Source organism: Xanthomonas albilineans (genome assembly GCF_009931595.1).
Taxonomy (GTDB): Bacteria; Pseudomonadota; Gammaproteobacteria; order Xanthomonadales; family Xanthomonadaceae; genus Xanthomonas_A; species Xanthomonas_A albilineans.
Genome location: NZ_CP046570.1, coordinates 1,989,761 through 2,013,503, shown reverse-complemented (window position 1 = coordinate 2,013,503; position 23,743 = coordinate 1,989,761). Strand labels below are relative to the sequence as shown.

Annotated in this window: 25 protein-coding genes; 16 read left to right on the top strand and 9 right to left on the bottom strand. The window is 64.3% G+C overall.

Annotation, left to right across the window (positions count from 1 at the left end; genetic code table 11):
• Nucleotides 1–7: 7 nt before the first annotated feature.
• The 3 genes from XaFJ1_RS08450 to can are packed head-to-tail and all read right to left on the bottom strand — an operon-like array spanning nucleotide 8 to nucleotide 3,395.
• Nucleotides 8–2,143 carry an FUSC family protein gene (locus tag XaFJ1_RS08450; protein ID WP_012916249.1) on the bottom strand — a complete coding sequence of 712 codons (2,136 nt, stop codon included), beginning with the start codon at nucleotides 2,141–2,143 and terminating at the stop codon, nucleotides 8–10.
• A gap of 28 nt (nucleotides 2,144–2,171) precedes the next feature.
• Nucleotides 2,172–2,696, bottom strand: coding sequence for a 3-hydroxyanthranilate 3,4-dioxygenase (locus XaFJ1_RS08445; protein ID WP_012916248.1), 525 nt, complete (start codon nucleotides 2,694–2,696; stop codon nucleotides 2,172–2,174).
• 36 nt (nucleotides 2,697–2,732) lie between these two features.
• Entirely contained in the window at nucleotides 2,733–3,395 is a 663-nt protein-coding gene (gene can, locus XaFJ1_RS08440) for a carbonate dehydratase (RefSeq protein WP_012916247.1), read from the bottom strand.
• Between the two features lie 228 nt (nucleotides 3,396–3,623).
• On the opposite strand from can, the gene XaFJ1_RS08435 reads away from it, so the two are divergent.
• The 9 genes from XaFJ1_RS08435 to XaFJ1_RS08395 all read left to right on the top strand — a co-directional run bounded on the left by XaFJ1_RS08435 (nucleotide 3,624) and on the right by XaFJ1_RS08395 (nucleotide 9,396).
• Nucleotides 3,624–4,163 carry a glycoside hydrolase family 108 protein gene (locus tag XaFJ1_RS08435; RefSeq protein ID WP_012916246.1) on the top strand — a complete coding sequence of 180 codons (540 nt, stop codon included), beginning with the start codon at nucleotides 3,624–3,626 and terminating at the stop codon, nucleotides 4,161–4,163.
• A gap of 109 nt (nucleotides 4,164–4,272) precedes the next feature.
• Nucleotides 4,273–4,851, top strand: a complete 579-nt coding sequence (locus tag XaFJ1_RS08430; RefSeq protein ID WP_012916245.1) for a DUF2589 domain-containing protein — start codon at nucleotides 4,273–4,275, stop codon at nucleotides 4,849–4,851.
• Between the two features lie 12 nt (nucleotides 4,852–4,863).
• Nucleotides 4,864–5,499, top strand: a complete 636-nt coding sequence (locus XaFJ1_RS08425; RefSeq protein ID WP_012916244.1) for a DUF2589 domain-containing protein — start codon at nucleotides 4,864–4,866, stop codon at nucleotides 5,497–5,499.
• Nucleotides 5,500–5,545: 46 nt separating this feature from the next.
• Nucleotides 5,546–5,806 (top strand): hypothetical protein, encoded by a 261-nt coding sequence (locus tag XaFJ1_RS08420; RefSeq protein WP_012916243.1) that lies wholly within the window; start codon nucleotides 5,546–5,548, stop codon nucleotides 5,804–5,806.
• Complete coding sequence (locus XaFJ1_RS08415; protein ID WP_012916242.1) at nucleotides 5,803–6,264, top strand: hypothetical protein; 462 nt, start codon at nucleotides 5,803–5,805, stop codon at nucleotides 6,262–6,264. Before XaFJ1_RS08420 ends, XaFJ1_RS08415 begins: the two co-directional genes overlap by 4 nt.
• Nucleotides 6,265–6,268: 4 nt before the next feature.
• Entirely contained in the window at nucleotides 6,269–6,451 is a 183-nt protein-coding gene (locus tag XaFJ1_RS08410) for a hypothetical protein (protein ID WP_230596758.1), read from the top strand.
• Nucleotides 6,452–6,499: 48 nt separating this feature from the next.
• Nucleotides 6,500–7,273: a hypothetical protein gene (locus tag XaFJ1_RS08405; protein WP_012916240.1), complete on the top strand. Its 774-nt coding sequence runs from the start codon at nucleotides 6,500–6,502 to the stop codon at nucleotides 7,271–7,273.
• A gap of 183 nt (nucleotides 7,274–7,456) precedes the next feature.
• Nucleotides 7,457–8,359, top strand: a complete 903-nt coding sequence (locus XaFJ1_RS08400) for a hypothetical protein (RefSeq protein WP_425509575.1) — start codon at nucleotides 7,457–7,459, stop codon at nucleotides 8,357–8,359.
• A gap of 326 nt (nucleotides 8,360–8,685) precedes the next feature.
• On the top strand, nucleotides 8,686–9,396 hold the full coding sequence (locus XaFJ1_RS08395; RefSeq protein WP_012916238.1) for a response regulator: 711 nt from the start codon (nucleotides 8,686–8,688) through the stop codon (nucleotides 9,394–9,396).
• A 12-nt stretch (nucleotides 9,397–9,408) separates the two neighbouring features.
• Here XaFJ1_RS08395 and XaFJ1_RS08390 read toward each other — a convergent pair whose 3' ends face one another.
• The 4 genes from XaFJ1_RS08390 to asnS are packed head-to-tail and all read right to left on the bottom strand — an operon-like array spanning nucleotide 9,409 to nucleotide 12,081.
• Entirely contained in the window at nucleotides 9,409–10,032 is a 624-nt protein-coding gene (locus XaFJ1_RS08390; RefSeq protein WP_012916237.1) for an FMN-binding negative transcriptional regulator, read from the bottom strand.
• 9 nt (nucleotides 10,033–10,041) lie between these two features.
• Complete coding sequence (locus tag XaFJ1_RS08385) at nucleotides 10,042–10,356, bottom strand: hypothetical protein (protein WP_012916236.1); 315 nt, start codon at nucleotides 10,354–10,356, stop codon at nucleotides 10,042–10,044.
• Nucleotides 10,353–10,658, bottom strand: a complete 306-nt coding sequence (locus XaFJ1_RS08380; RefSeq protein ID WP_012916235.1) for a hypothetical protein — start codon at nucleotides 10,656–10,658, stop codon at nucleotides 10,353–10,355. Before XaFJ1_RS08380 ends, XaFJ1_RS08385 begins: the two co-directional genes overlap by 4 nt.
• Before the next feature lie 22 nt (nucleotides 10,659–10,680).
• The gene (gene asnS / locus XaFJ1_RS08375; protein WP_012916234.1) at nucleotides 10,681–12,081 is read right to left on the bottom strand and encodes an asparagine--tRNA ligase; all 1,401 of its coding nucleotides are present in this window, start codon (nucleotides 12,079–12,081) and stop codon (nucleotides 10,681–10,683) included.
• Nucleotides 12,082–12,209: 128 nt separating this feature from the next.
• On the opposite strand from asnS, the gene XaFJ1_RS08370 reads away from it, so the two are divergent.
• On the top strand, nucleotides 12,210–12,554 hold the full coding sequence (locus XaFJ1_RS08370) for a HesB/IscA family protein (RefSeq protein ID WP_045757290.1): 345 nt from the start codon (nucleotides 12,210–12,212) through the stop codon (nucleotides 12,552–12,554).
• Nucleotides 12,555–12,592: 38 nt separating this feature from the next.
• Here XaFJ1_RS08370 and XaFJ1_RS08365 read toward each other — a convergent pair whose 3' ends face one another.
• Nucleotides 12,593–13,375, bottom strand: a complete 783-nt coding sequence (locus XaFJ1_RS08365; RefSeq protein ID WP_052689213.1) for a 4'-phosphopantetheinyl transferase family protein — start codon at nucleotides 13,373–13,375, stop codon at nucleotides 12,593–12,595.
• 350 nt (nucleotides 13,376–13,725) lie between these two features.
• Between XaFJ1_RS08365 and rpsF the strand changes: the two genes are divergently transcribed.
• The 5 genes from rpsF to zipA all read left to right on the top strand — a co-directional run bounded on the left by rpsF (nucleotide 13,726) and on the right by zipA (nucleotide 19,578).
• Complete coding sequence (gene rpsF, locus XaFJ1_RS08360) at nucleotides 13,726–14,160, top strand: 30S ribosomal protein S6 (RefSeq protein WP_012916231.1); 435 nt, start codon at nucleotides 13,726–13,728, stop codon at nucleotides 14,158–14,160.
• 11 nt (nucleotides 14,161–14,171) lie between these two features.
• Entirely contained in the window at nucleotides 14,172–14,402 is a 231-nt protein-coding gene (rpsR, locus tag XaFJ1_RS08355; protein WP_002804494.1) for a 30S ribosomal protein S18, read from the top strand.
• Nucleotides 14,403–14,567: 165 nt separating this feature from the next.
• A complete protein-coding gene (rplI, locus tag XaFJ1_RS08350) occupies nucleotides 14,568–15,017 on the top strand; it encodes a 50S ribosomal protein L9 (protein ID WP_012916230.1) in 450 nt (149 codons plus the stop codon).
• 277 nt (nucleotides 15,018–15,294) lie between these two features.
• Nucleotides 15,295–18,798, top strand: coding sequence for a chromosome segregation protein SMC (smc, locus tag XaFJ1_RS08345; protein WP_012916229.1), 3,504 nt, complete (start codon nucleotides 15,295–15,297; stop codon nucleotides 18,796–18,798).
• 57 nt (nucleotides 18,799–18,855) lie between these two features.
• Nucleotides 18,856–19,578, top strand: coding sequence for a cell division protein ZipA (gene zipA / locus XaFJ1_RS08340; RefSeq protein WP_012916228.1), 723 nt, complete (start codon nucleotides 18,856–18,858; stop codon nucleotides 19,576–19,578).
• Between the two features lie 136 nt (nucleotides 19,579–19,714).
• Here the strand turns inward: zipA and XaFJ1_RS08335 are convergent, their stop codons facing one another.
• Nucleotides 19,715–20,842, bottom strand: a complete 1,128-nt coding sequence (locus XaFJ1_RS08335) for a pyridoxal phosphate-dependent aminotransferase (protein WP_045756886.1) — start codon at nucleotides 20,840–20,842, stop codon at nucleotides 19,715–19,717.
• 372 nt (nucleotides 20,843–21,214) lie between these two features.
• Here XaFJ1_RS08335 and ligA point away from each other — a divergent pair, with 372 nt between their 5' ends.
• Nucleotides 21,215–23,731 (top strand): NAD-dependent DNA ligase LigA, encoded by a 2,517-nt coding sequence (gene ligA, locus XaFJ1_RS08330; protein ID WP_012916226.1) that lies wholly within the window; start codon nucleotides 21,215–21,217, stop codon nucleotides 23,729–23,731.
• The last annotated feature ends 12 nt before the right edge of the window (nucleotides 23,732–23,743 follow it).

The window sequence follows — 23,743 nt, the reverse complement described above, 5'->3', positions numbered from 1 at the left end:
CGAGAGTTTAGCGCTGGCGGAGCGCCGCTTTGTCGGTGCCGTTGGGCGCACTCGGCAAGAGCGTGCTGCGTAGCACGTGGGTCAGGGTGCCGATGCTGTCGGCGATACGGTCGCTGGCATCGGCCAGGGCCGATAGAACGCTGCCCTCGGCCCCCTCCTGTGCATGTGCTGCCAGCGCTTCGGCCAGGCGACGTTCGTCGGCACGCAGCGTCGCCTGCGCTGGCGGGGTGCCGTCGCGCAGGCTGTTCGCCAGTTGGGTCAAAGCAATGTGTGCCTGTTCGTGGAAGTGCTGCAACTCCGGCAGTGCCGGCGGCACCGGCGCTTCGCGCAGCACCGCCTCCAGCATCAGCGAGGCGCGGATCAGGCGGTTGCTGTTGGCCAGCACCGATTCGGCGAGAGTGAGTTCGCGCAGATTGCGCTTGCGCAGCGGTTCGCCGCGCAGCCGCTCGATCGATGCCTGGACATTGGTGCGCGCGGTGCGTGCGGCGGCGCGGGTTTCCGACAACGCTTGCAGGCGGCCTTCCAGCACTGCGACCAGATGATCGCGATAGGTCAGCAGCAACTGCGCCAGCGTGGCGCGCAGATGCTGGCGCTCCCAGGTCGGCCACAGTGCGTAGGCGACCAGCGCCAAGGTGCTGCCGAGCAGCGTCGCCTGGATGCGCTCGCCGATGGCCTCGCCTGGCGCCATTCCCTCGAACGACAACAGCAGCACCAACATGCCGGTCAGCGAGGCCACGCCGAGGCCGTAGTTGACCTGGGTGAGCAGACGGAAGCCGAGGCAAAAAATGGTGAGTAACAGCAGTCGCACCGCCGTCCCGTCCATCACGGCGTGGGTCAGGACGGTTGCCAGCAGCAGCCCGGCGAGGGTGCCGGCCACACGTAGTGCGCCGAAGCGCAGGGTGCCACCGAAATCCGGTTTGAGTACGATCGCGGTGGTCATCGGAATCCAGTAGCCGTGCGGGATCGCCTGCCAGCGCGCGAACAGCATCGCCAGCGCCAGGCAGACTCCGCAGCGCAACGCATGCCGGAACGCGACCGAGGACATGCGCAGGTTGGCGCGCAGTGTCTGTAGCGGCGCGCGTTGCCGAAGCGCCGCCGGCAGGCGTGCCTCGGCCAGTTCGGCTTGGATCTCGCCGCGGCTGCTGGCCCAGTGGCCGTTGCGGACCAGCGCGCGCAACTGCCCGCCCAGTCCTTGTGCGCGGGCCACGGCGATACGCAGCAGGCGGCGCTCGCGAGTGTCTTCGGTTTGCGCCTGCACTTGCGCCAACGTGTCTACCAGATCGTCAAAGCCGGTCATCGAGTCGGCGGCGGCCTTTGGATCGGCGGCGTTGTCCATGGCATAGGCCAGTTGGTCCAGCACGACTGCGCTGCGTTCGAGTACGCGCTCGATCGGCAGTCGTGCGGGGGAGTTCGTCTCCAGACGCCCGTGCAGGTCGCACAGGGTCAGTAGCTCTTGCCGCGTGCGTTCGCAGAGTTCGGCGATGATGCGCAAGGACTGCACGGCCAGCCCGCGCGAACGGTGCTGGCCGTGCAGCATCACCATTGCTTCCAGTACGGCCTCGGTCGCTGGCGCCACCGCGCTCGCATTAGGGCGTTGGCGCGCGATTCCCGCTATTTGCCGCATCAGGTCCGCCAAGGCGAAGCGCTCGGGGCGATACCGTTGCAGCGGCCATGCGGCGAGCGCCATCAGCATCTGCAACACGCCACCGGCGAAGATCAGTGCGGCCACGCCCAGGCTTTGCATCGGTGGCAGGTGTACGTCGGCGCTGACCACCAGCAGGATCATGCTGGTCAGCCCGGCCCGGGCCGCGACCGGACCCAGCGCCACCAACAGGCCGCCGCCCAGGCCCAGCACCAGTGCGGCCAGCGCTAGCGTCAGGGTCTGCGTGCCGATCAGCATGCCCAGCAGGGCCGCCACGCCCGCCGCCAGTGCCGCCATCAGCATGCGCTGCATCCGTGCCCGGTAGGGACCGGGTAGGTCGGAGAACATGGTATTCAGCGCACCGGTGGCTACGGCCAGGCCGATTTCGGCATGTCCGCTGGCCACGCCGAGTGCCAGCGGCGCCACCACCGCGACGGTATTGCGCAACGCGACCCGGATCGGGACGTCGCGCGGCTTCAGTGCGATCAGGCTGCGTAGCATCGCCGCCCTAGCCGTTGGCGCAGGAGGTTCACGGCGCGGCGGGAGGCGCCGGTAGCGGGTGCACGTGTCCGCAGCGTGCGCAGGTGCGCAGGGTTTCGGACGTGTAGAACCGTGCGAACACCGGTGGGAAATCGGTCTCGATATTTTGCAGCGGGAAGTATTCTTCGTACAGCAGGTGGTTGCATTGCTGGCAGAACCATAGCAGCCCATCCTGCTCGTGCGGCAGACGCCGACGTTCGATCACCAGGCCGACCGAGTCGGGCTGCCGCTGTGGCGAATGCGGCACTTTGGGCGGTAACAGGAAGGTTTCGCCGGGGCGGATCGGGATCTCGCGTACCGCGCCGTTTTCCTGGATCTTCAGCACCATCTCGCCTTCGAGCTGGTAGAACCACTCCGGACCTTCGTTGTAGTGAAAGTCCGAGCGTACATTCGGCCCGCCCACCACCATCACGATGAAGTCGCCTGCATGCATGCACTTGTTGCCGACTGGCGGCTTGAGCAGATGTCGGTGTTCGTCGATCCATGCATGTAGGTTCAGCGGAGCGGGCAGCATGCGGATGTTTCCTTGTGGCGAGGTTCGGCGAGCGGCTCAGCGCTCTTGATGGTCTTGGCTGATACGCGCTAGCGCGGCGGTGTAGCGCGGCTCCAGGTCTTCGATGCAATCCAGTTCCATGCCCAGGTCGTGGACGCGACCGTCGCGCAGGCTGTAGACCCAGCCATGCACAGTCAATTCCTGTCCACGTGCCCATGCATCGCCAACGATCGAGGTGCGGCTGACGTTGACCACCTGCTCGACGACGTTGAGTTCGCACAGGCGTGCGTGCTGCACGCCGAGGTCGCCGGCCTGTTGCAGGCAGTGCTCGTGTTTTTCGGCCACATCGGTGACGTGGCGGATCCAGTTGTCGACCAGGCCCAGGCGTGCCCTGGTCAGGGCAGCGTGTACGCCGCCGCAGCCGTAATGGCCGACGACCAGGATGTGTCGCACCTTCAATACATCGACCGCGAACTGGATGACCGACAGGCAATTGAGGTCGGTATGCACGACCACGTTGGCGATGTTGCGGTGGACGAACACATCGCCCGGCGCCATATCGATGATCTGATTCGCCGGCACACGCGAGTCGGAGCAGCCGATCCACAGGTATTGCGGTGTCTGTTGCTTGGACAGGCGGCTGAAGAACTCGGGGTCCTCAAGGTTGATGCGCTCGGACCAGTTACGGTTGTTTTGCAGTAGCTGGTCGATTTTGCTCATGGCTGGGCATTATCCCAGAACCGCGTCGCGAGCGTACGGGGGCGTCTGCCTTTCAATATGTCCAGACACACGCGGGCGTATGGAGGTGCCGTTCGTCGCCTGCGCCTCCGCCGCAGCGCGGCCTCAGCCTCAGCGCACCACCGGATCGGATATTTGCCGATCCCCTCGCGCGTGAACGCTCGCCAGACTTCCTCCACGCCCCGTCACGGCGCATTCCCGGAGGATCGCATGGCCGACTTCAACGTGTTTTTTCCCACCTTGCTCAGGTACGAGGGCGGCTTCGTCAACGATCCGCAGGATCCCGGCGGTGCCACCAACAAAGGCATCACGCTCGCCACGTTCCGCCTCTACGCCAAGAGCCTGTTGCAGGTGGAACCTGCGCTGGAGAATCTGCGTGCGCTCACCGATGCGCAGGCGGGGCGGATCTACAAGACTTGCTACTGGGACGCGGTGCATGGTGACGCGATCGCGCTGCAGCCGCTGGCCGACATCGTATTCGACTTCTATGTCAATGCAGGTAACAACGCCATCAAACTGCTACAGCGCGTCCTCAATGAACAGCAATCGGCGTTGCAACTCATCGATGACGGCAAGCTCGGCCCAGCCACGCTGAAGGCGGTAATAGCGGCCGATCAGCCTGATCTGTACATGCGCTACAAGCAGGGCCGCCGCGATTACTACCAGCGTCTGGTCGCGGCGAGACCGACGCTTGGCAAGTTCCTCAAGGGTTGGTTGGCCAGGGTGGAGGCATTTCCAGACCTGCGCTGAGCGCCCACCGCGCGTCTAGCGTCGCTCGTGTCTGCGCATATCCCGGCGCCGCGAGCGTTGCCGACCCGTTGTCGTCGCCGATGGCGGCCTTTTTTTCCCAGGAGCTAACATGGCTGGACCGACTGCATTGAACGACTTGATCGAAGCGCTGGCCGGCGCGGTGATCGAGGCGCAGGACCGCATCGCACAGCACCAGATGGCCAACCTCGGCGATTACTTCGACGAGTATCACCGGCCCAAGAGCGTCATCATCCGCCTCCCGTCTCAGCATCCGCAGGCCGCCGAGGGCGACGAGGATTATTACCGCGCACCGTTGCTGCCACTGGTCTCGACCAACGTGCTGCGGATCAAGGATGTGGAGATCAGTTTCGACGCGCAACTCGGCGATCTGGGCGGGCTGCAATCGGCCGATGGTTTCTTCGCGTCGGAGCCGGCCGCCCCGCGCGGCGCCTGGCAGGCCAAGCGCACCGCTACCCGCTCCAGTGTGCGCGTGGATACCTCCGCGAGCGCCAAGAGTCAACGCCAGAGTTCCGTCCACGTCGTGCTGCGCGTGGAGGGGACCGAACCCACTGACGGAGCGGCCAGATTGCTGAACCATCTGGCGCAGACGCAGGGCGTGTTCAAGACGGTCATGGCCGACAAGCCAGACGTCCCGGACACGGACGATGTCACCAATCCCACTACTTAAGGAGTCACTGCTATGCCTGACGAACTCGTCAATATGTCCAGCCAGTTCAAGGGTCTGCCGATGGGCGACCTGATCGGCGGTCCGCTGGATGCGGCCTGCGAAGCACAGGTCAAACTGGCTCGCGCCACCGCCGATTTCATCCGTGTCATCGGCTTCCTGCCGCCGCCTGCCGGCAGCACCGATCAGCAGGCGCAAGGCGACACTCGCACCGCCAGCTTCCGCTTCAAACGGCCAGTCGACGACCCGACCAACCCTGGCGGTATCGCCGAAGAAGAAGTGGAACTGGAGGTACCGCTGCTGGCCATCGTCAACGTGCCGAGCCTGAGCATTCAGACGGTGGACATCACCTTCGACATGGAAGTGAAGTCGTCATTCTCCGAGAAGTCTTCCACCGATGCCTCGGCGTCGCTGTCGGCGGACATGGAGTTCGGCTGGGGTCTGTTCAAGGCCAAGGTCAACATCCAGGGGTCGGTTGCCACGCACAAGGAGAACACGCGCAGCTCCGACAACTCGGCCAAATACCACGTGTCGGTGCATGCCGAGGACAAGGGCATGCCTGAAGGCCTGGCGCGGGTGATGGACATCCTGCAAAGCTCGGTGGCGCCGCGCAAGGTCGGCGCGCCAGTATCAGTGCCAGCCACCCCCTAAGGCCATAGCGGTCTGTTGAACCATCTCGTCGGGGAACTCGTCAACGATGTTCGACCTTACTCAAGTCAAGTTCGTCAAACGGGTTGTGGTCGGTAGCGACAACCCGACGCAGATGCAAACGCCCGAACAGATCGAAGCCGCGCGCGCTTTGCTCAATCGCTGCCTGAGCGATTCGCCGAAAGGGGCGATCATCGGCACGGAAAAGAATTTCGCCGTGCTCCAGCTCGGCGAGCATCAGGTGGTGATGCAGTGGCTGTGCTATCACGTGGGCTTTCCACGCAAGCCTGGCTGGATGAAGGGCGAATGATGCGCAAGTTGCGCTGTGAGTTCGATCTGTTGCTGCATGGTTTGTCGGCGGCGTTTTTGGATGCCCAGTGCCGTTGCCGCGCCCGTCATGCGCAAACGCTACGGGCATTTTTCGCTAGCGAGGATGTGTTGCAGGTCGCGTCGGCCGACACTGGAGCACCGTCGCTGCAGATCCCACTATGGAAATTGCGCCTCTGGCAGATGCCGCAGATCGGTCAACTTGCGTTGTCGTTCGATGTGGAATTGGATGTGCTGGAGATTCCCGACGAGGCACCGCGCTTGCTGCTACATGTGCTTCCCCGGCGGCGATGGCGGCCCGGCCATCGCCTGCAGGTTCTGTTTCATGGGACACAAGCGCCGGTCGGCGAGGTGCTGTTCGAGGGACAACGCGTCAAATTGTGGAATATATCCGCCGATTCCGACTCGCATGATCGCTCGGCGGAGTCAGAACATGCGTAAACACGTGTTCATTTTGTCGCGCAGGGACACCGACCAATGGTGCCGAACATTGCAAATCGACGTGTTGTCGCTGGCGCGCGTGCAGCGCAAGCGCCGATTCCGACGTCGGATTGGATTGTTGTTTGTTGCGATTTTGGCGATGACGGCACTGCTGGCACTGGTCTTTGCACGTGACCTGTCGTGGTGAATTGCCATTGTGATGCACAGGTTTTTTCACCTAAATAAGGAGCGTCGCATGCACATCCGTTCTTATGATTTTCCGCGTTTTTTCCTCTGGCTGTCGCTGTGGTTAGTGCTGCCGTTGGTCGTCGCGGCCTCGCCGCCACCGCCGGCCCCCATGCTCGCAATAACCGCTAATGCACTGCCCGCCGGGCAATGGCGTGGCAGCCTTGCGCTCGATGCACACCGCCTGGTTGCCGTCGGCCTGGCGCAACAGGGAGGGAAGCCAGTGTTGAATTTCGGTTCGCCGCTGAATTGTGCGTTGCAGGTGCAGTCGCGCGAGGGCGATAGTTTCGCTCTGGAGTCGATCAACGGCGGTGCGTATTGCGACAAACTGATGGGCAAACGCTTGACCGCGCAGCGCAGTGGCGATGATCTGCGGCTGTCCATCGATGGACAAGCGCTGCCGGTGGTTCTGCATACCGCACCGGGCCAGCCCAGTCCGTTGCAGGGACGGTGGCATGGCTTGCTAAGGGCAGAAAACGGTCGCGATCCGGTGCAGGTGCAGATGACGGTGAATGCGATACCGCAGGCGCCCGGTGTGCCGATGGTCGTGCTGCGTTACAGCGAGCCGCGGCTGTGCATGCTGCAGGCACGCTACGCCGGAAGTCGCGAGGGTCACTGGCTCTATTCCCTTGATCCAAGCGATGCCGGCTACTGCCGACGTTTGAGCGACGGCACGCTTGAACTGCGCACAGCGCCGGACGGGCAGGTTTTACTGCAACTCTACGCTCGTGCAGGAGCGCCGGTGGAAATGGGCAAGCTGGAGCGTGCCTCCAGCGCAGACTGATTCGCTCGGTACGCCACCGCCCCGGGTTTTTGTCCAGCGTTTCTGTCCAGGAGTCTTGCAATGCGCGTGTGGATCAAGAAATTGGCCGACGCGCTGCGGCGTTGGCTAGCCGGTGTCGGGATTGCCCCTGCGCGTGTGCCGCCTCCGGGCATTCTGCCGCAACTGCGGGTGGAGTGCGAAGCGATGGCGCGCTATGTGCTGGAGCATGGCATGGCTGTGCCAGCCGAATTGATCGCACGCCTGTCGATCCTGCTGGAGAGCGCAGTGCCCTGTATCGATGCCAGTGAGCACTATGCGCACGAACTGGCGCTGACGCACCGACGCCTCGCGCAGATCATCCGTCCGGCGACGCCGCAGGCGGTGTTTCTACTCGATACCGAGCGCCGTCGCCGGCATTGGGCGAGTCTGCTCGGTCCGTTGCCGCTGGTGCGCGCGTTGACCGTTACGTCGCTATTTTTTCTGTTCGCGCTGGTCGCCTCGGCGCTGTCCAGCAAGGTGAGCGCGAATAACGTGCGCCTTGGTTTTTTGGAATCCTCCGGCAGCGTTTTGTTGTGGAATGCCTTGTTCCTGTTGTTCTGCGCTGGTCTGGGCGCGTCGTTCTCCTCGTTGTTTCAGGTGCATCGTTACGTCGCCAATGCCACCTACGACCCCAAATACGATGCATCCTATGGCGCACGCATGATCCTGGGCCTGATCGCCGGCTTGATCCTGGTTGAAGTACTGCCCAGGGATCTTTTCGAGAGCGGTAGCATGCGCACTTTCGGCAAGCCCACCCTGGCGATGCTGGGCGGCTTCTCCGCAACGGCGGTGTATCGACTGCTGCAACGCCTGGTCGATTCGATGGAAACGTTGGTGCGCGGCGATGCGTCGGCACAGGCACAGGCCACATTGGAATTGCAGCGCGTCAACGGCGATACCGAACGCATGCGCTGGCAGGGAGAGTTGGCCTCGCAGTTGATGGCCATGCAGCAGTCGATCGATGCGGGCATGCCGCCTGCGGCGATCCAGCAACGGCTTGCCGATTTCGCCCGCTGCATGCTGCAGAGCGAAGGCGCACGCGTTCCGCTCCCGCCTGCATCCGAATGAGTGCACGCAATGCCGGGGTTTATGACGCAAATGTCTGCGTGCCGATTGCCGGCGATGCGCGCGCTTTTTATCTCAGGTTTCGTATAGTCCATCGGTGATGGAGGGAGTCTACGCAGCGAGACGAATGCGCTGATTCGCACCAATTCAGTCGTCCTTGCCATTCATATCAGTTTGAAGCCGATGGCCGCCATTGCTCTGCGTGACAAGCTGGTGGCGCCACGCAGGCGTGGATGACACTGTCGCATCGGTTGAAATAGTGGCGCATGGGACGCGGGTTTTCACGCGGTCGCGAGCGTTTGGGGATCCATTGCGAAGACAGGTAAAGAATGAAAACACGTATCGTGATTGCCGCCGAACGCAGTATCGTGTTGGAGGGCATAGCAGCCCTGCTGAAAAACACCCCGGACATCGATGTGGTCGGTCATGCCGTCGACGGCCTGGAGTGCGTGCAACTGGTGACCAAACGGCATCCTGACATCGTGCTGATGGACGTGATGCTGCCGGGTTTGAATGGGATCGAGGCCACGCGCCGGCTGTTGCAACGCAGCCCGCACAGTAAGGCAATCTGCATCGCCGCCTCCGACACGGCGGCCAACGTGCGTGCGGTCATCGATGCCGGGGCCAAAGGTTACCTGGCGCGTAACAGCACCTTTCGCGAATTACTGCGTGCCATTCAACAAGTCAGCAAGGATCAGTTGTACATCAGCCCGGCCCTGTCGCAATCTTTGGTCAGCGAATACCGCTGTCCGCCCGGCGATGCCGCCTCGGCCTATACCTTGTTGACCTCGCGCGAGCGCGAGGTCGTGCAATTGCTGTCCGAGGGTTTGTCGACAAAGGACATCGCTGCGCGGCTGCATATAAGCGTCAAGACCATCGGGACTCACCGCGAGCACATCATGCTCAAGCTGGGCATGCAGAGCATCGCGCAATTGACCCGCTATGCTATTCGCGAGGGATTGTCGCCGCTGGACGGTGGCCGTGCCAGCGCTCGCCGCGTTGAGGCCGATCAGTACGAACCGGCCAGCCGATGTGGTTGACCTGAGTGGTGCTCAGTCCGGTGGCAACCGTTGACGCATCAGCGCCACCACTGCCTGCGCACTCGGATCGGCTTGTGCCTGTAACGCGTCATGTACGGCCTGCTGGTTCGCGATGGCATGGTTCTGGCTGAGCTTGAGCTTCAACTCCACCCGCTCGACCTCGAAGCGGAAGCCGACGATGCTACGTAACATGCGTCGGTGCGCCTCGTTGTGGGGCTCGTAGCGCCAGTCGCTGCCCAGGGCATGCGACTGGCGTTCGCTCAGTCGCGCGACCACATCGGCCAACAGCGCTTCATCGTCGCTGCTTTGCAGATGGCCATGCAAGTGTGCGGTGGCGTAGTTCCATGTCGTCACACGTTTCATCGTCTCTTTGTCCGGATACCAGCCAGGCGAGACATAGGCATGCGGACCATGCACGATCAGCAGTGCCGGCCCGCGATGCCACGCCTGCGGATTGACGCTTGCCCAGTGTCCTTCGATTACGATGCGAGCGCCGTCGCGTCGGTACAGCGCCGGCAAGGGCGTGGCGCAGTGCAGTCCGTCGGCGATGGTGACCAGGGTGATGAAGGGGGCACGCGCGATCAGTTGGTCGAGCGCGCGCAGATCGGTCTCGGCGAATGCGGGTGGGATGTGCATCGTTGGCGTTTAGACCCGTGCGCCCAAGCTCTGGGTCATGCGCCCGCGCAGGCTGGCATCGTCCTTTGCCTGCGGCGGCAATATCTCTTCCAGGGAGAAGCCGCGTGCTCGGGCGTCGTCCTCGTCCAGGCCGTTGAAGGCGACGAACTCGGCATCGAACAGCGCGGCGCGTGCGCTGTCTTCGCTGTCGTAACTGAGGGTATTGCCGTCGCTGTCCAGCACCTCGGCGGTGCCAGCCGCGCGCGCGCGCAGGCGGGCCCACACCAGCAGGCGGCCAAGGCTTGCCAGGTACCACTGATCGTGGGCGGAGTTGTCTGAGGTCATTGGGTCACCATGGAGAGCAGCCAGAGCAGGATGGCCATGCCCAGGCCGAAAAAAATGGTCAGCAGCGATAGCCACGCCGGCGTCGCTAACCCGGAGAGCGCGCGGTCGCCGAGCGGACGATAGCGCCGGGTCAGCAGCCAGCCCAGCGCGATTGGTTTGAGAAAGGCGCCCTGGCCGAACGCCGCCACCAGCGGTGGATGGCGGTCGCGGATATGCACCAGGGTCAACGGCCAGAAGATCAGGAACGCGCTGGCCCCGGCGATCGCCACGCCGACGAAACACAGCGCGAAGAACAGGATCATGGTGCGTACTCTTCCACTGGCTTCAGAATTCGGCGCTACCCGGAGCGCGCGGGTAGGGAATGGCGTCGCGGATGTTGCTCAGGCCGCACACATAGACCACCAGGCGCTCGAAGCCCAGGCCGAAGCCGGCATGCGGCACCGTGCCGTAGCGGCGGAAGTCGCGGTACCAGCCGTAATGCTGCGGGTCCAGGCCAAATTGCAGCATGCGCCTATCCAGCACATCCAGGCGCTCTTCGCGCTGGCTGCCGCCGATGATTTCGCCGATGCCCGGGGCCAGCACGTCCATCGCCGCCACGGTCTTGCCGTCGTCGTTCAGGCGCATGTAGAAGGCTTTGATGTGCTCGGGATAGTTGGTCACTACCACCGGCCGGCCGACGTGTTGCTCGGTCAGCCAGCGCTCGTGCTCGGTCTGCAGGTCCAGGCCCCATTCCACCGGGAACTCGAACGTCTGCCCGGACCGTTGCAGCAGGCCGATCGCATCGGTGTATTCGATGCGCTCGAAGGGTGAATTGACGAAGCTCTCCAGCTTGCTGATGGCGGTCTTGTCCACGCGTTCGGCAAGGAACGCCAGGTCGTCGCCACGCTCTTCCAGCACTGCGCGGAACAGGGATTTGAGGAAGTCCTCGGCGACCCGCGCGTCTTCGGCCAGATCGGCAAAGGCGATCTCCGGCTCGATCATCCAGAACTCGGCCAGATGGCGGGTGGTGTGGCTGTTCTCCGCGCGGAAGGTCGGGCCGAAGGTATAGACCTTGCTCAACGCTAGGCAGTAGGCCTCGACGTTGAGCTGGCCGGAGACGGTCAGAAAAGTTTCCTTGCCGAAGAAGTCGCGACTGAAATCCACCTGCCCCTTGCCGTCGCGTGGCAGGTTGGTCAGGTCCAGCGTGGAGACACGGAACATTTGTCCGGCGCCTTCGGCGTCGGAGGTGGTGATGATCGGAGTGCTGATCCAGTGGTAGCCGTTCTGGTGGAAATAACGGTGCACCGCTTGCGCCAGGCAGTTACGGATGCGGGTCACCGCGCCGAACAGGTTGGTGCGCGGACGCAGGTGCGCCACATCACGCAGGAATTCGAGCGAATGCGCTTTGGGTTGGATCGGGTAGGTCTCCGGGTCCTCGACCCAGCCCAGTACCTCGATGCTCTCGGCCTGGATCTCGAAGCTTTGGCCCTGGCCTTGCGAGGCGACCAGGTGCCCGCGCGCGATTACCGCGCAGCCGGCGGTCAAGCGCTTCACTTCCGGTTCGTAGTTGGGCAGCGCGGCCGGCGCCACCACCTGGATCGGCGCGAAGCAGGAACCGTCGCTGACATTGACGAAGGACAGCCCCGCCTTGGAGTCGCGCCGGGTACGGACCCAGCCGCGGACGGTCACTTCGCCGCCGACCGGGATCTTCCCGGCCAGCGCATGTTCAACGCTCACCACCGTCATGACTTGAATCCTCGCCGCAGTGGCTCGATATGGAATGAACAAGTGTAATGGCTGGAGCGTAGCGCTTGCGAGGCGTTGCGGGCATCGGTCGTATAATGTCGTATCGCAAGTCGTTGGAGTCGTTCGTCATGGCCATCCGCCTCACCCCCGCCGCGTTTGCACGCGTGCAGCGTTTCCTCGACCAGACTCCCGGTGCGCTGGGTCTACGTTTCGGGGTGGTACGCACAGGCTGTTCCGGTTGGGGCCATGTCACCGATCTGGCGCACGAAGCGCACGCGGACGATGCGGTGTTCGAGCAGGACGGAGTGCGTATTTATGTCGATGCCGCCAGTCTGCAGTTGGTCGATGGCACCGAAATCGACTTCGCCAAGCAGGGCCTGGGCGAGACCTTCGTGTTCCGCAATCCCAATGCCACCGCCGAGTGCGGATGCGGGGAGAGCTTCACCACCGACGCGGCGCACGCCACGTCTTGAGTGCCGCTGCCGTTGGCGGGTTCCGACTGTTCGCGTGCTCACCAGGCGTAGTGGGTGAGCACCAGGTCCGGTGGCAGGCGCGCGAAGCCGACCTCGCACACTTGCCCTGCCACGAACTGCGCGCAGAGTGTCTCGGTCAGGCGTAGATACAGGTATTGCCGTCCCAGGTCGATGCCGCACAGGCGTGCCGCGCTGAAGTCGAAGTGGCGTCCGACCGCGCTGTAGGCGGCTTTGAACAGGCTTTCCTTGGCCGAAAATAGTGCGGTCAGCAGCAGGTCGTGCGGCCACCGCGCGTCTGCCGCCTTTGCCAGACGAGCGGCTTCGTCGGCATCAATTGCGATGCTCAGCAGCGCCGCGCGCGCCGCGGGTGTGATTGGTCGTTCCAGATCGATGCCCACGCCGTGGCAGGTGCCGGTCGCCATGGCGATGGCGGCCGCGTAGTCCTCGCAATGGGAAATGCTGCCCAGGCTGCCGGCAGGCCAGCAGGGCGCGCGCGTCGCGCCGATCGCAATGTCTGCCTGCGCTTGCGCAGGTCCCAGCACCTCTTGCAGCGCCAGCCGCGCGGCCAGACGGCCGAACAGGAACTCGGCCTGACGCTTGCGCACGCTGCGCGCGATGCTGTCCGGGCGGGCGATTGCCATTGCCGCGAAAGCCCCCGCGTCGAATTGCGCGGTATCGAACGCCAGCAGGTAAAGCGCCGTGCCGTCGTCGAGCAGATGGCGGTGGGCACTGCGCGCGGCTGCCTGCAGTTCCGCTGGTAACGACAACCGTAATGGCTGGCCTGCGCTCAAGCCGCCGACGCTCGGCAACCCTGGGTTCATCGCTTGCGGCTGCCGGAGTCTCCGCGTCCGTTGCATCGGCACGGCATTGTGCATTGCGTTGCGCTGAGGGCTGTGGGCGCGAATGTCGACGATAACATTGCGCTAGTGTCGCAGAATCGCGCCTGCCCGCCGCATTCGGTCCTTTGGTCGATGCTTGGGGTCGGAGAGGGGCGCAATGGCGATGGACGACGCGGGGCAGAGCGGGCGTCCTGGGTGCGTGAGCTTGTCATTGGCCAAGGGCGCTGCCATACTTGTTGGCTTCCTGCGCCTATTCGGGCGGGAACCCTTGCTCCACCGCCACCTGCGGGGGGCTGACTGGCCCTTGGGCCACATCCGAAAGGTACAACCACATGAGTCGTCATTACGAAATCGTGTTCCTGGTCCATCCGGACCAGAGCGAGCAGGTCCCCGCCATGATCGAGCGCTACAAGTCGCTGGTCGAGAACGGCGGCGGTACCATTCACCGCCTGGAAGACTGGGGTCGTCGGCAGTTGGCCTATCCGATCCAGAATCTGGTGAAGGCGCACTACGTCATGCTCAACATCGAAGTGGATCAGGCCGTGCTGAGCGAGCTGGTCGAGAGCTTCCGCTTCAACGACGCCGTGCTGCGTCACCTGGCGATCAAGCGCGATGGCGCCGACACCGAGCAGTCGCTGATCATGAAGAGCAAGGACGAGAAGGGCGACAAGCCCGACCGTGGTGAGCGTCGTCGTCGCGACGACGACGATGGCGATGTGTCCGCCGCCGCCAACGAAGCCGACGGCGACGCCGTCGAAGCCGCCTAAGGAGCAGGTCCATGTCCAAGTTCTTCCGTCGTCGCAAGTTCTGCAAATTCACCGCCGAGGGCGTCAAAGAGATCGATTACAAGGATCTCAACACTCTGCGCCAGTACCTCACCGAGAACGGCAAGATCGTGCCGAGCCGCGTGACCGGCACCAAGTCCAAGTACCAGCGTCAGTTGGCCACGGCGGTCAAGCGTGCACGTTTCCTGGCGCTGATCCCGTACACGGACAACCACGACGTTTGATCCGAGTCGTTCGGAACCGTGCGCATTACCGTGTGCGGTGACCGAAGCAACCGCCGGGTGTCGGTCGGGTACATGTCCGACTCCGCGCAATCCAATCCCGTCCTATTCGGACAGCACGCGTTGCGGTGGCCCCATGCCGCCGCTAACGAATAACGGAGTAACGCCATGCAATTGATTCTTCTACAAAAAGTCACCAACTTGGGCGGCCTCGGCGACAAGGTCGACGTCAAGCCGGGTTACGGCCGCAACTACCTGGTGCCGCAGGGCAAGGCAGTGCCGGCCACCGCAGCCAACATCGCCGAATTCGAAGCCAAGCGTGCCGAGTACGAAGCCAAGGCCAAGGCCATCCACAACGACGCCCAAGCCCGTGCCGCCAAGCTGGAAGGCGCCAGCGTCACGGTCAAGGCCAATGCTTCCACCGAAGGCAAGTTGTACGGCTCGGTCGGTCCGCGCGATATCGCCGAGGCCTTCACCACTGCCGGCATGGCGCTGGAGAAGGGCGAAGTCGTGCTGGGCGAAGGCGCGTTCCGCAACATCGGCGAATACGAGGTGCTGGTGCGCCTGCACGCCGACGTGGAAACCACGGTCAAGGTCGTGGTCGAAGCGGAAGCTTGATCGCCGCATTCGTTTTCACCGACACGGGCACCGCAAGGTGCCTGTGTCGTTTCTGGATCCCCATGTGCGGTGGTGTCCAATGCAGGCGAAGGTCGGCGCCTTTCCGATGCCGCTGGCCCCGCCGTGCGCAGGGGCCGCTATACTCAGTGGCCCGCGTCTGTCTCCAGCCCGTCGATGCAAGCGCATCAATCGGTTGGACGTAGGACTTCACCTGGATTTTCATTAGCGGCAGCGCGTGTCGGGATGCCGGCAGCGCTTGCCATGGATTCCCCGCCTCATGCGCCTGTCGACCATCAAGCTGTCCGGCTTCAAGTCCTTCGTCGATCCGACCACGCTGCACCTGCCGACCAATATGACCGGCATCGTCGGTCCGAACGGCTGCGGCAAGTCGAACATCATCGACGCGGTGCGCTGGGTGATGGGCGAAAGTTCGGCCAGCCGGCTGCGCGGCGATTCGCTGACCGACGTGATTTTTTCCGGCTCCTCGGCCCGCAAACCGGTGTCGCAGGCCACGGTCGAGTTGATCTTCGATAATTCCGATCGCACCATCGCTGGCGAGTACGCCGCGTTCAACGAAATCTCGGTCAAGCGTCAGGTCAGCCGCGACGGCAGCAGCAGTTACTCGCTCAATGGCACCAAGTGCCGCCGCCGCGATATCACCGATCTGTTCCTGGGCACCGGCCTGGGGCCGCGCAGCTACTCGATCATCGAACAGGGCATGATCAGCCAGATCATCGAGGCGCGCCCGGAAGACTTGCGCGTGTACTTGGAAGAAGCCGCCGGCATCTCCAAATACAAGGAGCGGCGCAAGGAAACCGAGACTCGCATCCGCCACACCCGCGAGAACCTCGAGCGCCTGAGCGACCTGCGCGAGGAGATCGGCAAGCAACTCGAACATCTCAAGCGCCAGGCGCGTCAGGCCGAGCAATACCAGGCGTTGCAGGAAGAGCGACGGATCAAGGATGCGCAGTGGAAAGCACTGGAATACCGCGGTCTGGACGGCCGGCTGCAAGGTTTGCGCGAGGCGCTGGATCAGGAAGAAACCCGGCTGCAGCAACTGATCGCCGAGCAACGCGATGCCGAAGCGCGCATCGAGACCGGGCGCGTGCGCCGCGAAGAAGCCGCCGAAGCGCTCAGCACCGCGCAAGCCGAGGTATACAAGGTCGGCAGTACGCTGGCCCGTATCGAACAGCAGATCCAACATCAACGCGATTTGTCGCAACGCCTGCACAAAGCGCGCGACGAGGCGCAATTGGCCCTATCCGAACTCGCTCAGCACATAGGCAGCGATGAAGCCAAGCTGGCGTTGCTGCGCGAATCGGTGGATGTTGCCGGCCCACAGTTGGAGCAGTTGCAGGAAGACAACACGTACAAGCAGGACGCCCTGCGCGATGCCGAAGCGCGCCTGGCCGACTGGCAGCAGCGTTGGGAATTGCACCAACGGCATACCGCCGAGGCCTCGCGTGCTGGCGAGGTGGAGCGCACCCGTGTCGATTATCTGGACCGGCAGTCGCTGGAGGCCGAGCGCCGCCGCGAAGCCTTGATGGCCGAACGCGCCGGGTTGGACCTGGATGCGCTGGCGGAGGCTTTCGAGCAACTGCAATTACAGCACGAGACCCAGCGTGCCGCCCTGGATGGTCTGAATGAGCAGGTCGAGGCGCGCAAGCAAGCGGTGGCGGCGTTGCAGGAGCAGCAGCGCACCGCCCAGACGGAACTGGCCGAGGTGCGCAAGCAGGCGCAGGCCGCGCGCGGCCGCTTGTCGTCGCTGGAAACCTTGCAGCAGGCCGCGTTGGGTCAGGAGCAGGGCGCCGCGCTGGCGTGGCTACAGGCGCGCGGGCTGGATTCGGCGGCGCGCGTGGGCGAACGGCTCAGCGTCGAAAGCGGTTGGGAGAACGCGGTCGAGGGCGCGCTCGGGCAGTTGATCGAGGGTGTGCTGGTGGAGGCGCCGGAGACCTTGGTCGATGCGTTGAGCGAACTCGGCGAAGGCCGCATCGCCTTGGTCAGCGATGACGCAAGCGCCGCGCAATTTGCCCCCACCTCCTTGGCATCCAAGGTGCAGGGACCACGGGCGATCCGCCGGCTGCTGGCGCGTCTGCACGCGGCGGAGGACCTGGTCGCCGCGCGCGCGCTGTTGCCGCAGCTCAGCGAAGGCGATGCGATCGTCACCCGCGATGGCGCGCGTCTGGGGCAGGGCTGGTTGCGTGTGTCGCGCTCCGGCGCGGCCAAGCAGGGCGCGCTGCTGCGCGAACGCGAGATCCAGACCTTGCGCGGCCAGATCGACGCGTTGCAGGAGCGCGAAGCCGAATTGGAGCGGCGTCTGGCGGATATGCGCGATCAGTTGCTGGCTGGCGAGCAGCAGCGCGAGGATGCGCAGCGCCAGTTGTACCTGGCCCATCGCAGCGTCTCCGAGCTGGCCGGGCAATTGCAGAGCCAGCAAGGCAAGGTCGATGCCGCGCGCACCCGCATCGAACGGATCGAGATCGAAATTGCACAGTTGCTGGAAACCTTGGACAGCAGCGGCACGCAGGCGCGCCAGGCACGTTCCAAGCTGGAGGACGCGGTCACCAGCATGGGCGACCTGGAGTCGCTCCGGCAGGCGCTGGAAAGCGAGCGCCGCCAGCTTACCGAAGCGCGCGATCTGGCTCGCGACGCCGCTCGCCGGGTACGCGAGGCCTCGCACGCGCTGGCGCTGACGTTGGAATCGCAGCGTACCCAGATCGCGGCGCTCAGCCAAGCGCTGGAGCGCATGGGCAACCAGCGTGGGCAATTGGATACGCGCCTGGGCGAACTCAGCACACAACTCAACGAAGGCGATTCGCCGGTGCAGGCGCTGCAAGTCGAACACCAGGCCGCCCTGAGCGAGCGCGTGCGCACCGACCGCATGCTGGGCGAGGCGCGCGCGCAGTTGGATGGGATCGACAACGAACTGCGTGGGCTGGAGCAGACCCGCCAACAGCGCGACGAACACGCCTTGGCGCAGCGCGAGCGCATCGCCCAGCGTCGGCTCGATCAGCAAGCACTGGTGCTCAATGCTGAACAACTTTCGGCGGCGGTGGTCAAGGCCGGCTTCGTGCTCGAGGACATCATCAATGGCCTGCCCGAACACGCCGATCCGAGCGAATGGGACCAGGCGGTGCAGCAGATCGATGCGCGCATGCGCCGGCTGGAACCGGTCAACCTGGCGGCGATCAGCGAATACGGCGAGGCCGCGCAGCGCGCCGAGTATCTGCAAGCGCAGGATGTGGATCTGAATACTGCGCTGGAAACGCTTGAAGAGGCGATCCGAAAGATCGACCGCGAGACCCGTGGCCGCTTCAAGGACACCTTCGACCGGGTCAATTCCGGCGTGCAGGCGCTGTATCCCCGCCTGTTCGGCGGCGGCCATGCCTATCTGGAACTCACCGGCGAAGACCTGCTCGACACTGGCGTGTCGATCATGGCGCGGCCGCCGGGCAAGCGGGTGTCCAGCATCTCGCTGTTGTCCGGCGGCGAGAAGGCGATGACTGCCGTGGCGTTGGTGTTCGCGATCTTTCAGCTCAATCCCGCGCCGTTCTGCCTGCTCGACGAGGTCGACGCGCCACTGGACGAGGCCAACGTCGGCCGCCTGGCGGCGATGGTCAAGGAAATGAGCGAAAAAGTGCAGTTCCTGTTCGTCAGCCACAATAAGGCGACGATGGAAGCGGCGCACCAGCTCAGCGGTGTCACCATGCGCGAACCGGGCGTCAGCCGTCTGGTCAGCGTGGACCTGGAAGAGGCCGCGCGTTTGGCGGGCGCGGCCTGACGTGACATGCTAAAGCAACTTTATATTTCTGTGCACCCTTGCCGGAGTACCACCTGAATGTCCGACATGGCAATGCTACGCATCGGCATCCTCGCCGCAGGTTTGCTGTTGATTGCCGCGATCTTTGTATTCGGTCGACCGAAGAAACCGAGCCAGGGCCGGCGCGTGGAGGCGACCGATCCAGCCAATTCGCGGCGCGAGCCCTCCCTCGGCGACACCGCGCTGTCCGATGTCGATCCTGGCCTGGATGGCCAGGCGCACCAGCCCGAATTGGGCCTGCCCGCTGTCGAGTCGCTGGGGACTGAACTCGGCAAACGACCGAGCCAGGATTTCGACAAGATCGTTTCGCTCTACGTCGCCGCGCGCGCCGGCCAGATGCTGCGCGGCGAGGACATCGTGGTCGCCGCCGAGAAGACCGGGCTGGTGTTCGGGCATATGAACGTGTTCCACCGTCTGGTCGAAGGCCATCCCGAGCGCGGTCCCATCTTCAGCATGGCCAGCATCATGAAGCCGGGCAGTTTCGACATGGCCCACATCCGCGAGATGGAGACCCCGGCGATTGCCTTCTTCCTGACTTTGCCGGCTCCGCTGACCGCGCTCGATGCCTGGGAGAAGATGCTGCCGACCGTGCAGCGCATGGGCGAACTGCTCGACGGCGTTGTCCTGGACGATAGCCGCAATGCGCTGGGCCGTCAGCGTATCGCCCACATTCGCGACGATCTGCGCGCCTACGATCGCCAGCACCAAGCGCCGCCGCTGACCAAGACGCCGCGCTGGTAGGCGCCGCGCGGCGTTTGGCCTCTTGCTCTTCGACAGACGTGCGTGGCACTGTCGTGTTTGATGCCGAAACGGCAACGACCGTGACCTTCGACCGATCCGCCATTGCGGCCGACCCTGTCTCCCTGCCTTGTCGGGTTTACTTGCTTGCCTGCATGAACGCCTCGCGGAAGCGCAGCATCTCCGCCTCGGTGCCGACGGTCACGCGCACCCGCCTCGGCCAGCTGGGCCAGATGCGCCCCACGATCACCTCCTGCTTGGCCATCGCCACCGCGAAGGTCTTGCCGTCGTGTTTGACGTCGACCATGAAACAGTTGGCCTGCGACGGTAAACAGGCGTAGCCCTTGTTTTGTAGCCAGACGATGGTGGCGTCGCGGATACGCGCGTTTTCGGCGCGCCGCATCGGCACCAGTTGCCGATCGCCCAGGCAGGCGATGCCGGCCGCCGCCGCCGTGATCGCCACCGGGTTGTGGCCGAAGCCGGCGAGCTTACCAAGCAGCCCTGGCGAAGCGGCCGCCAGGCCCAGGCGCAGGCCCGCCATGCCATAGAGCTTGGAAAAGGTCCGTAGCACCAGCAGGTCCTGGCGCTGGTCGATCAGGTCGATCACCGACGGCTGCTCGCTGTAGTGGATATAGGCTTCGTCGACCAGCAGCACGCTGGAAGCGGGCTTGTTGCGCAGCAGCCATTCGATGTCGGCACGCGGGGTGATCGAACCGGTTGGATTGTTCGGATTGCACAGATAGATCAGTCCTGCGTTCGGATCGGCGCTGGCCATGGCCTTGACGTCGTGCGCGCCGTCGGCGCGCAGTGGCACCCGCCGCACCGGCGCGCCTTGCGCGGCGGCGACATTGGTCACCTCTTCGAAGGTCGGATCCGGCATTACCACGCTAGCGTGCACCGAGGTGAACGCGCGTGCGGCGCGCGCCAGTGCTTCGCTGGATCCGGGATAGACTGCCACGTGGTCGCTGGGCAACTGTTCTTGGTCAGCGAATGCGGCGATCAGTCTGTTGGGTAACTCCAGCAGGTAGCGGCCGGCGCGCGGCAGAATTGTCCTTACAGCCTCCAGTGCGGCAGGCGCGGGGCCGAGGGGACATTCGTTGAGGTTCAGATACACCGTCCCGGTGGCCGGCATCACGCCAGGCATTGCCTCTGCGCCAGCGGCCTTGCGCCGAGCCGCCTCGGTCGCATGGGTCAGACCCACGGCACCGAGCGTCAGACCCGAGGTGGCGAGAGATAAAAACGAGCGACGCGACACCGGTAAGGACACGGGATGCTCCAGAGGATGGACTGGGTGACGCTAGCTTCCCATTCATCTTGGGGCATGTCGAGACGCCGTCATGGCGCAAAATCCGCATGGATCTCTGCCACGCCGCTGCGACACATGTCATCGAGAGCGGGCTGGCTGTGATTGAAGTGAGCTTCGACAGATGTGCCAGCGCGGGCAGACATGAAACAGTCGCATACCCGGATTGCCGCTCGTGTCGTGCGTTGTGCTCCGCAGTGACAGCATGACGTTGACCAAGCGCGGTATCGGGTTTTTCCGACTCATGAATGGCTGGTTCCGGCTTGCCCAACGTTCCGCCTTGCTCATGTCCCCGCTACTATCGCCCCTTTCTTCGTTACCCTGTTCCGGCCACGCATGATCGCCAAGTTCACTCCTCAGCAACGCGTCGTCGAACTGCGCAGTCAGCTGGAGGATGCCAATCACCGCTACTACGTCCTTGCCGATCCGGCCATTCCCGATGCCGAGTACGACGCGCTGATGCGCGAGCTGGAGGCGCTGGAGTCCGCGCATCCTGCGTTGGCGCGCGAAGATTCGCCGACCCGCAGCGTCGGTGCGCGACCGGACAGCGGCTTCCCTGAAGTGCGCCACGCGATTCCGATGCTGTCGCTGGCCAATGCGTTCGAAACTCCCAGTGTGGCCGAGGATGCTGACGACCGCATCCGTTTTGCCGAAGTCGCCGACTTTGAGCGCCGCATCGAGCGCGAACTGGAATTGGCCGCACCGGTTTTTTCGGTCGAACCGAAGCTGGACGGTCTGGCGATCAGCCTGCGCTACGAGGATGGCGTGTTCGTGCAGGGCGCCACCCGCGGCGACGGTAGCACCGGCGAGGACGTCACCGCGAACCTGCGTCAGGTGCGCTCGGTCCCGCTGAGGTTGCGCGAGCTCGGCATGCCGATGCCGGCGGTGCTGGAAGTGCGCGGGGAAATCTACATGCCGCGCGCCGCGTTCGCTGCGTGGAACGCGCGCGCGCTGGAGCGCAACGAAAAATTGCTGGCCAACCCGCGCAACGGCGCCGCTGGTTCGTTGCGCCAACTCGATCCAGCGGTGACCCGGCGCCGACCGCTGGCGTTCTTCGCCTATTCGGTGGGCGAAGTGCGTGGTCTGGAACTGCCCGAAACCCATTCGCAGACCTTGCAGTTACTACGCCGTTATGGGTTCCCGGTGGCGCCGGAGGCCGATACCGCGACCGGCTTCGATGGCCTGATTGCCTATTTTCGCCGCATCGGTGCGCGGCGCGATGCCTTGCCCTACGACATCGACGGAGTGGTTTACAAACTCGACGACTACGACCAGCAAACGGCGATGGGCTTCGTCGCGCGCGCGCCGCGCTGGGCGCTGGCGCACAAGTTCCCGGCGCAAGAGCAATCCACTGTGCTGCGTGCGATCGAGGTGCAGATCGGTCGCACGGGCGCCGCCACCCCGGTCGCACGCCTGGAGCCGGTGCAGGTCGCCGGGGTCATCGTCACCAATGCGACCTTGCACAATGCCGACCAGATCGCGCGGCTGGACGTGCGCGTCGGCGACACCGTGATCGTGCGCCGCGCCGGCGATGTGATTCCCGAAGTGGTGCGGGTGATCGAAGCGCGTCGCCCGCCTGGCACGCTCCCGTGGACCATGCCGGCGGTGTGTCCGGTGTGCGGTTCCGAGCTGGTCAAGGAAGACGATGCGGTGACCTGGCGTTGCAGCGGTGGCTTGGCGTGCGCGGCGCAGCGCAAGGAAGCGGTACGTCATTTCGCCTCGCGTCGTGCACTGGACATTGAAGGCCTGGGCGAGCGCCAAGCCGACGCCTTGGTCGAATTCGGCTTCGTGCAATCGCTGGCCGACCTGTACGCGTTGCGGGTGGAAGATTTGGTGCGGATGAAGGCAGCGCTGGATGCTGCCAGTAGCGCTGATCTGCTGCAGGCAGTGGAGGAGAGCAAGGGCGCCCTGGTGCTCGATGCCGCCGGTTACGCCGCGTTGGCGCAGCAGGTGCCGGGATGGCGGCATGCCGATTTCCTGCGTAGGCATTTGGCGGTGGATTTGGGTGGCAAGTTGGCGACGAAGTGGGCGGAGAATTTGCTCGCCGGCATCGATGCCAGTCGTGCCACTACGTTGTCGCGTTTTCTGTTCGCGCTAGGCATCCCGCACTTGGGCGAAACCACGGCCAAGGCGCTGGCTCACTGGTTGGGATCGCTGGCATTCGTGCGCAGCACCCCGGCGGTGCTGCTGCAAGCGCTGCCGGACATCGGCGGCGAGGTTGCGCGTGCGATCGCCACGTTCTTCGAACAGCCCGGCAACGCCGCTGTGGTCGATGCTTTGATCGCAGCCGGAATCGGCTTTGCCGACGAAAGCTGTCCGCCCGCAGCACTGCGCGAACGCCTGGATCTGGCGCATCTGCTCAGCACACTGCCGGTGGACAAGCTTGGCGGCAAGAGTGCGCAGCGTTTGGCGGCCACGTATGGCACGCTGGATGCACTGCTTCGCGCCAACGAAAGCGGCTGGACCGGCGCGGGACTGTCGGCGGCGGGCGCGGCCAATCTGGTCGCCTATCTGGCCGATCCTGCGCAGCGGCAAGGGTTGCTGGATGCGGAGGCCGCGATGCAGCGCTTGCTCGACGCCGCGCCGCAACAACCCACACGCCACGGCGGTCCGCTGGACGGGCAGACCGCCGTGCTCACCGGCAGCCTGACGCAACTCACCCGCGATGCGGCAAAAGCGCGGCTGGAAGCCTTGGGGGCCAAGGTCGCCGGCAGTGTGTCGAAGAAGACCAGCTTCGTCGTCGCCGGCAGCGAGGCCGGTTCCAAGTTGGACAAGGCGCAGGAACTGGGCGTGGTGGTCTGGGACGAGAGGCAGCTGCTGACGTTCCTGGCCGAACACGAGGGGCAGGGGTGAGTTCGCCCGCGC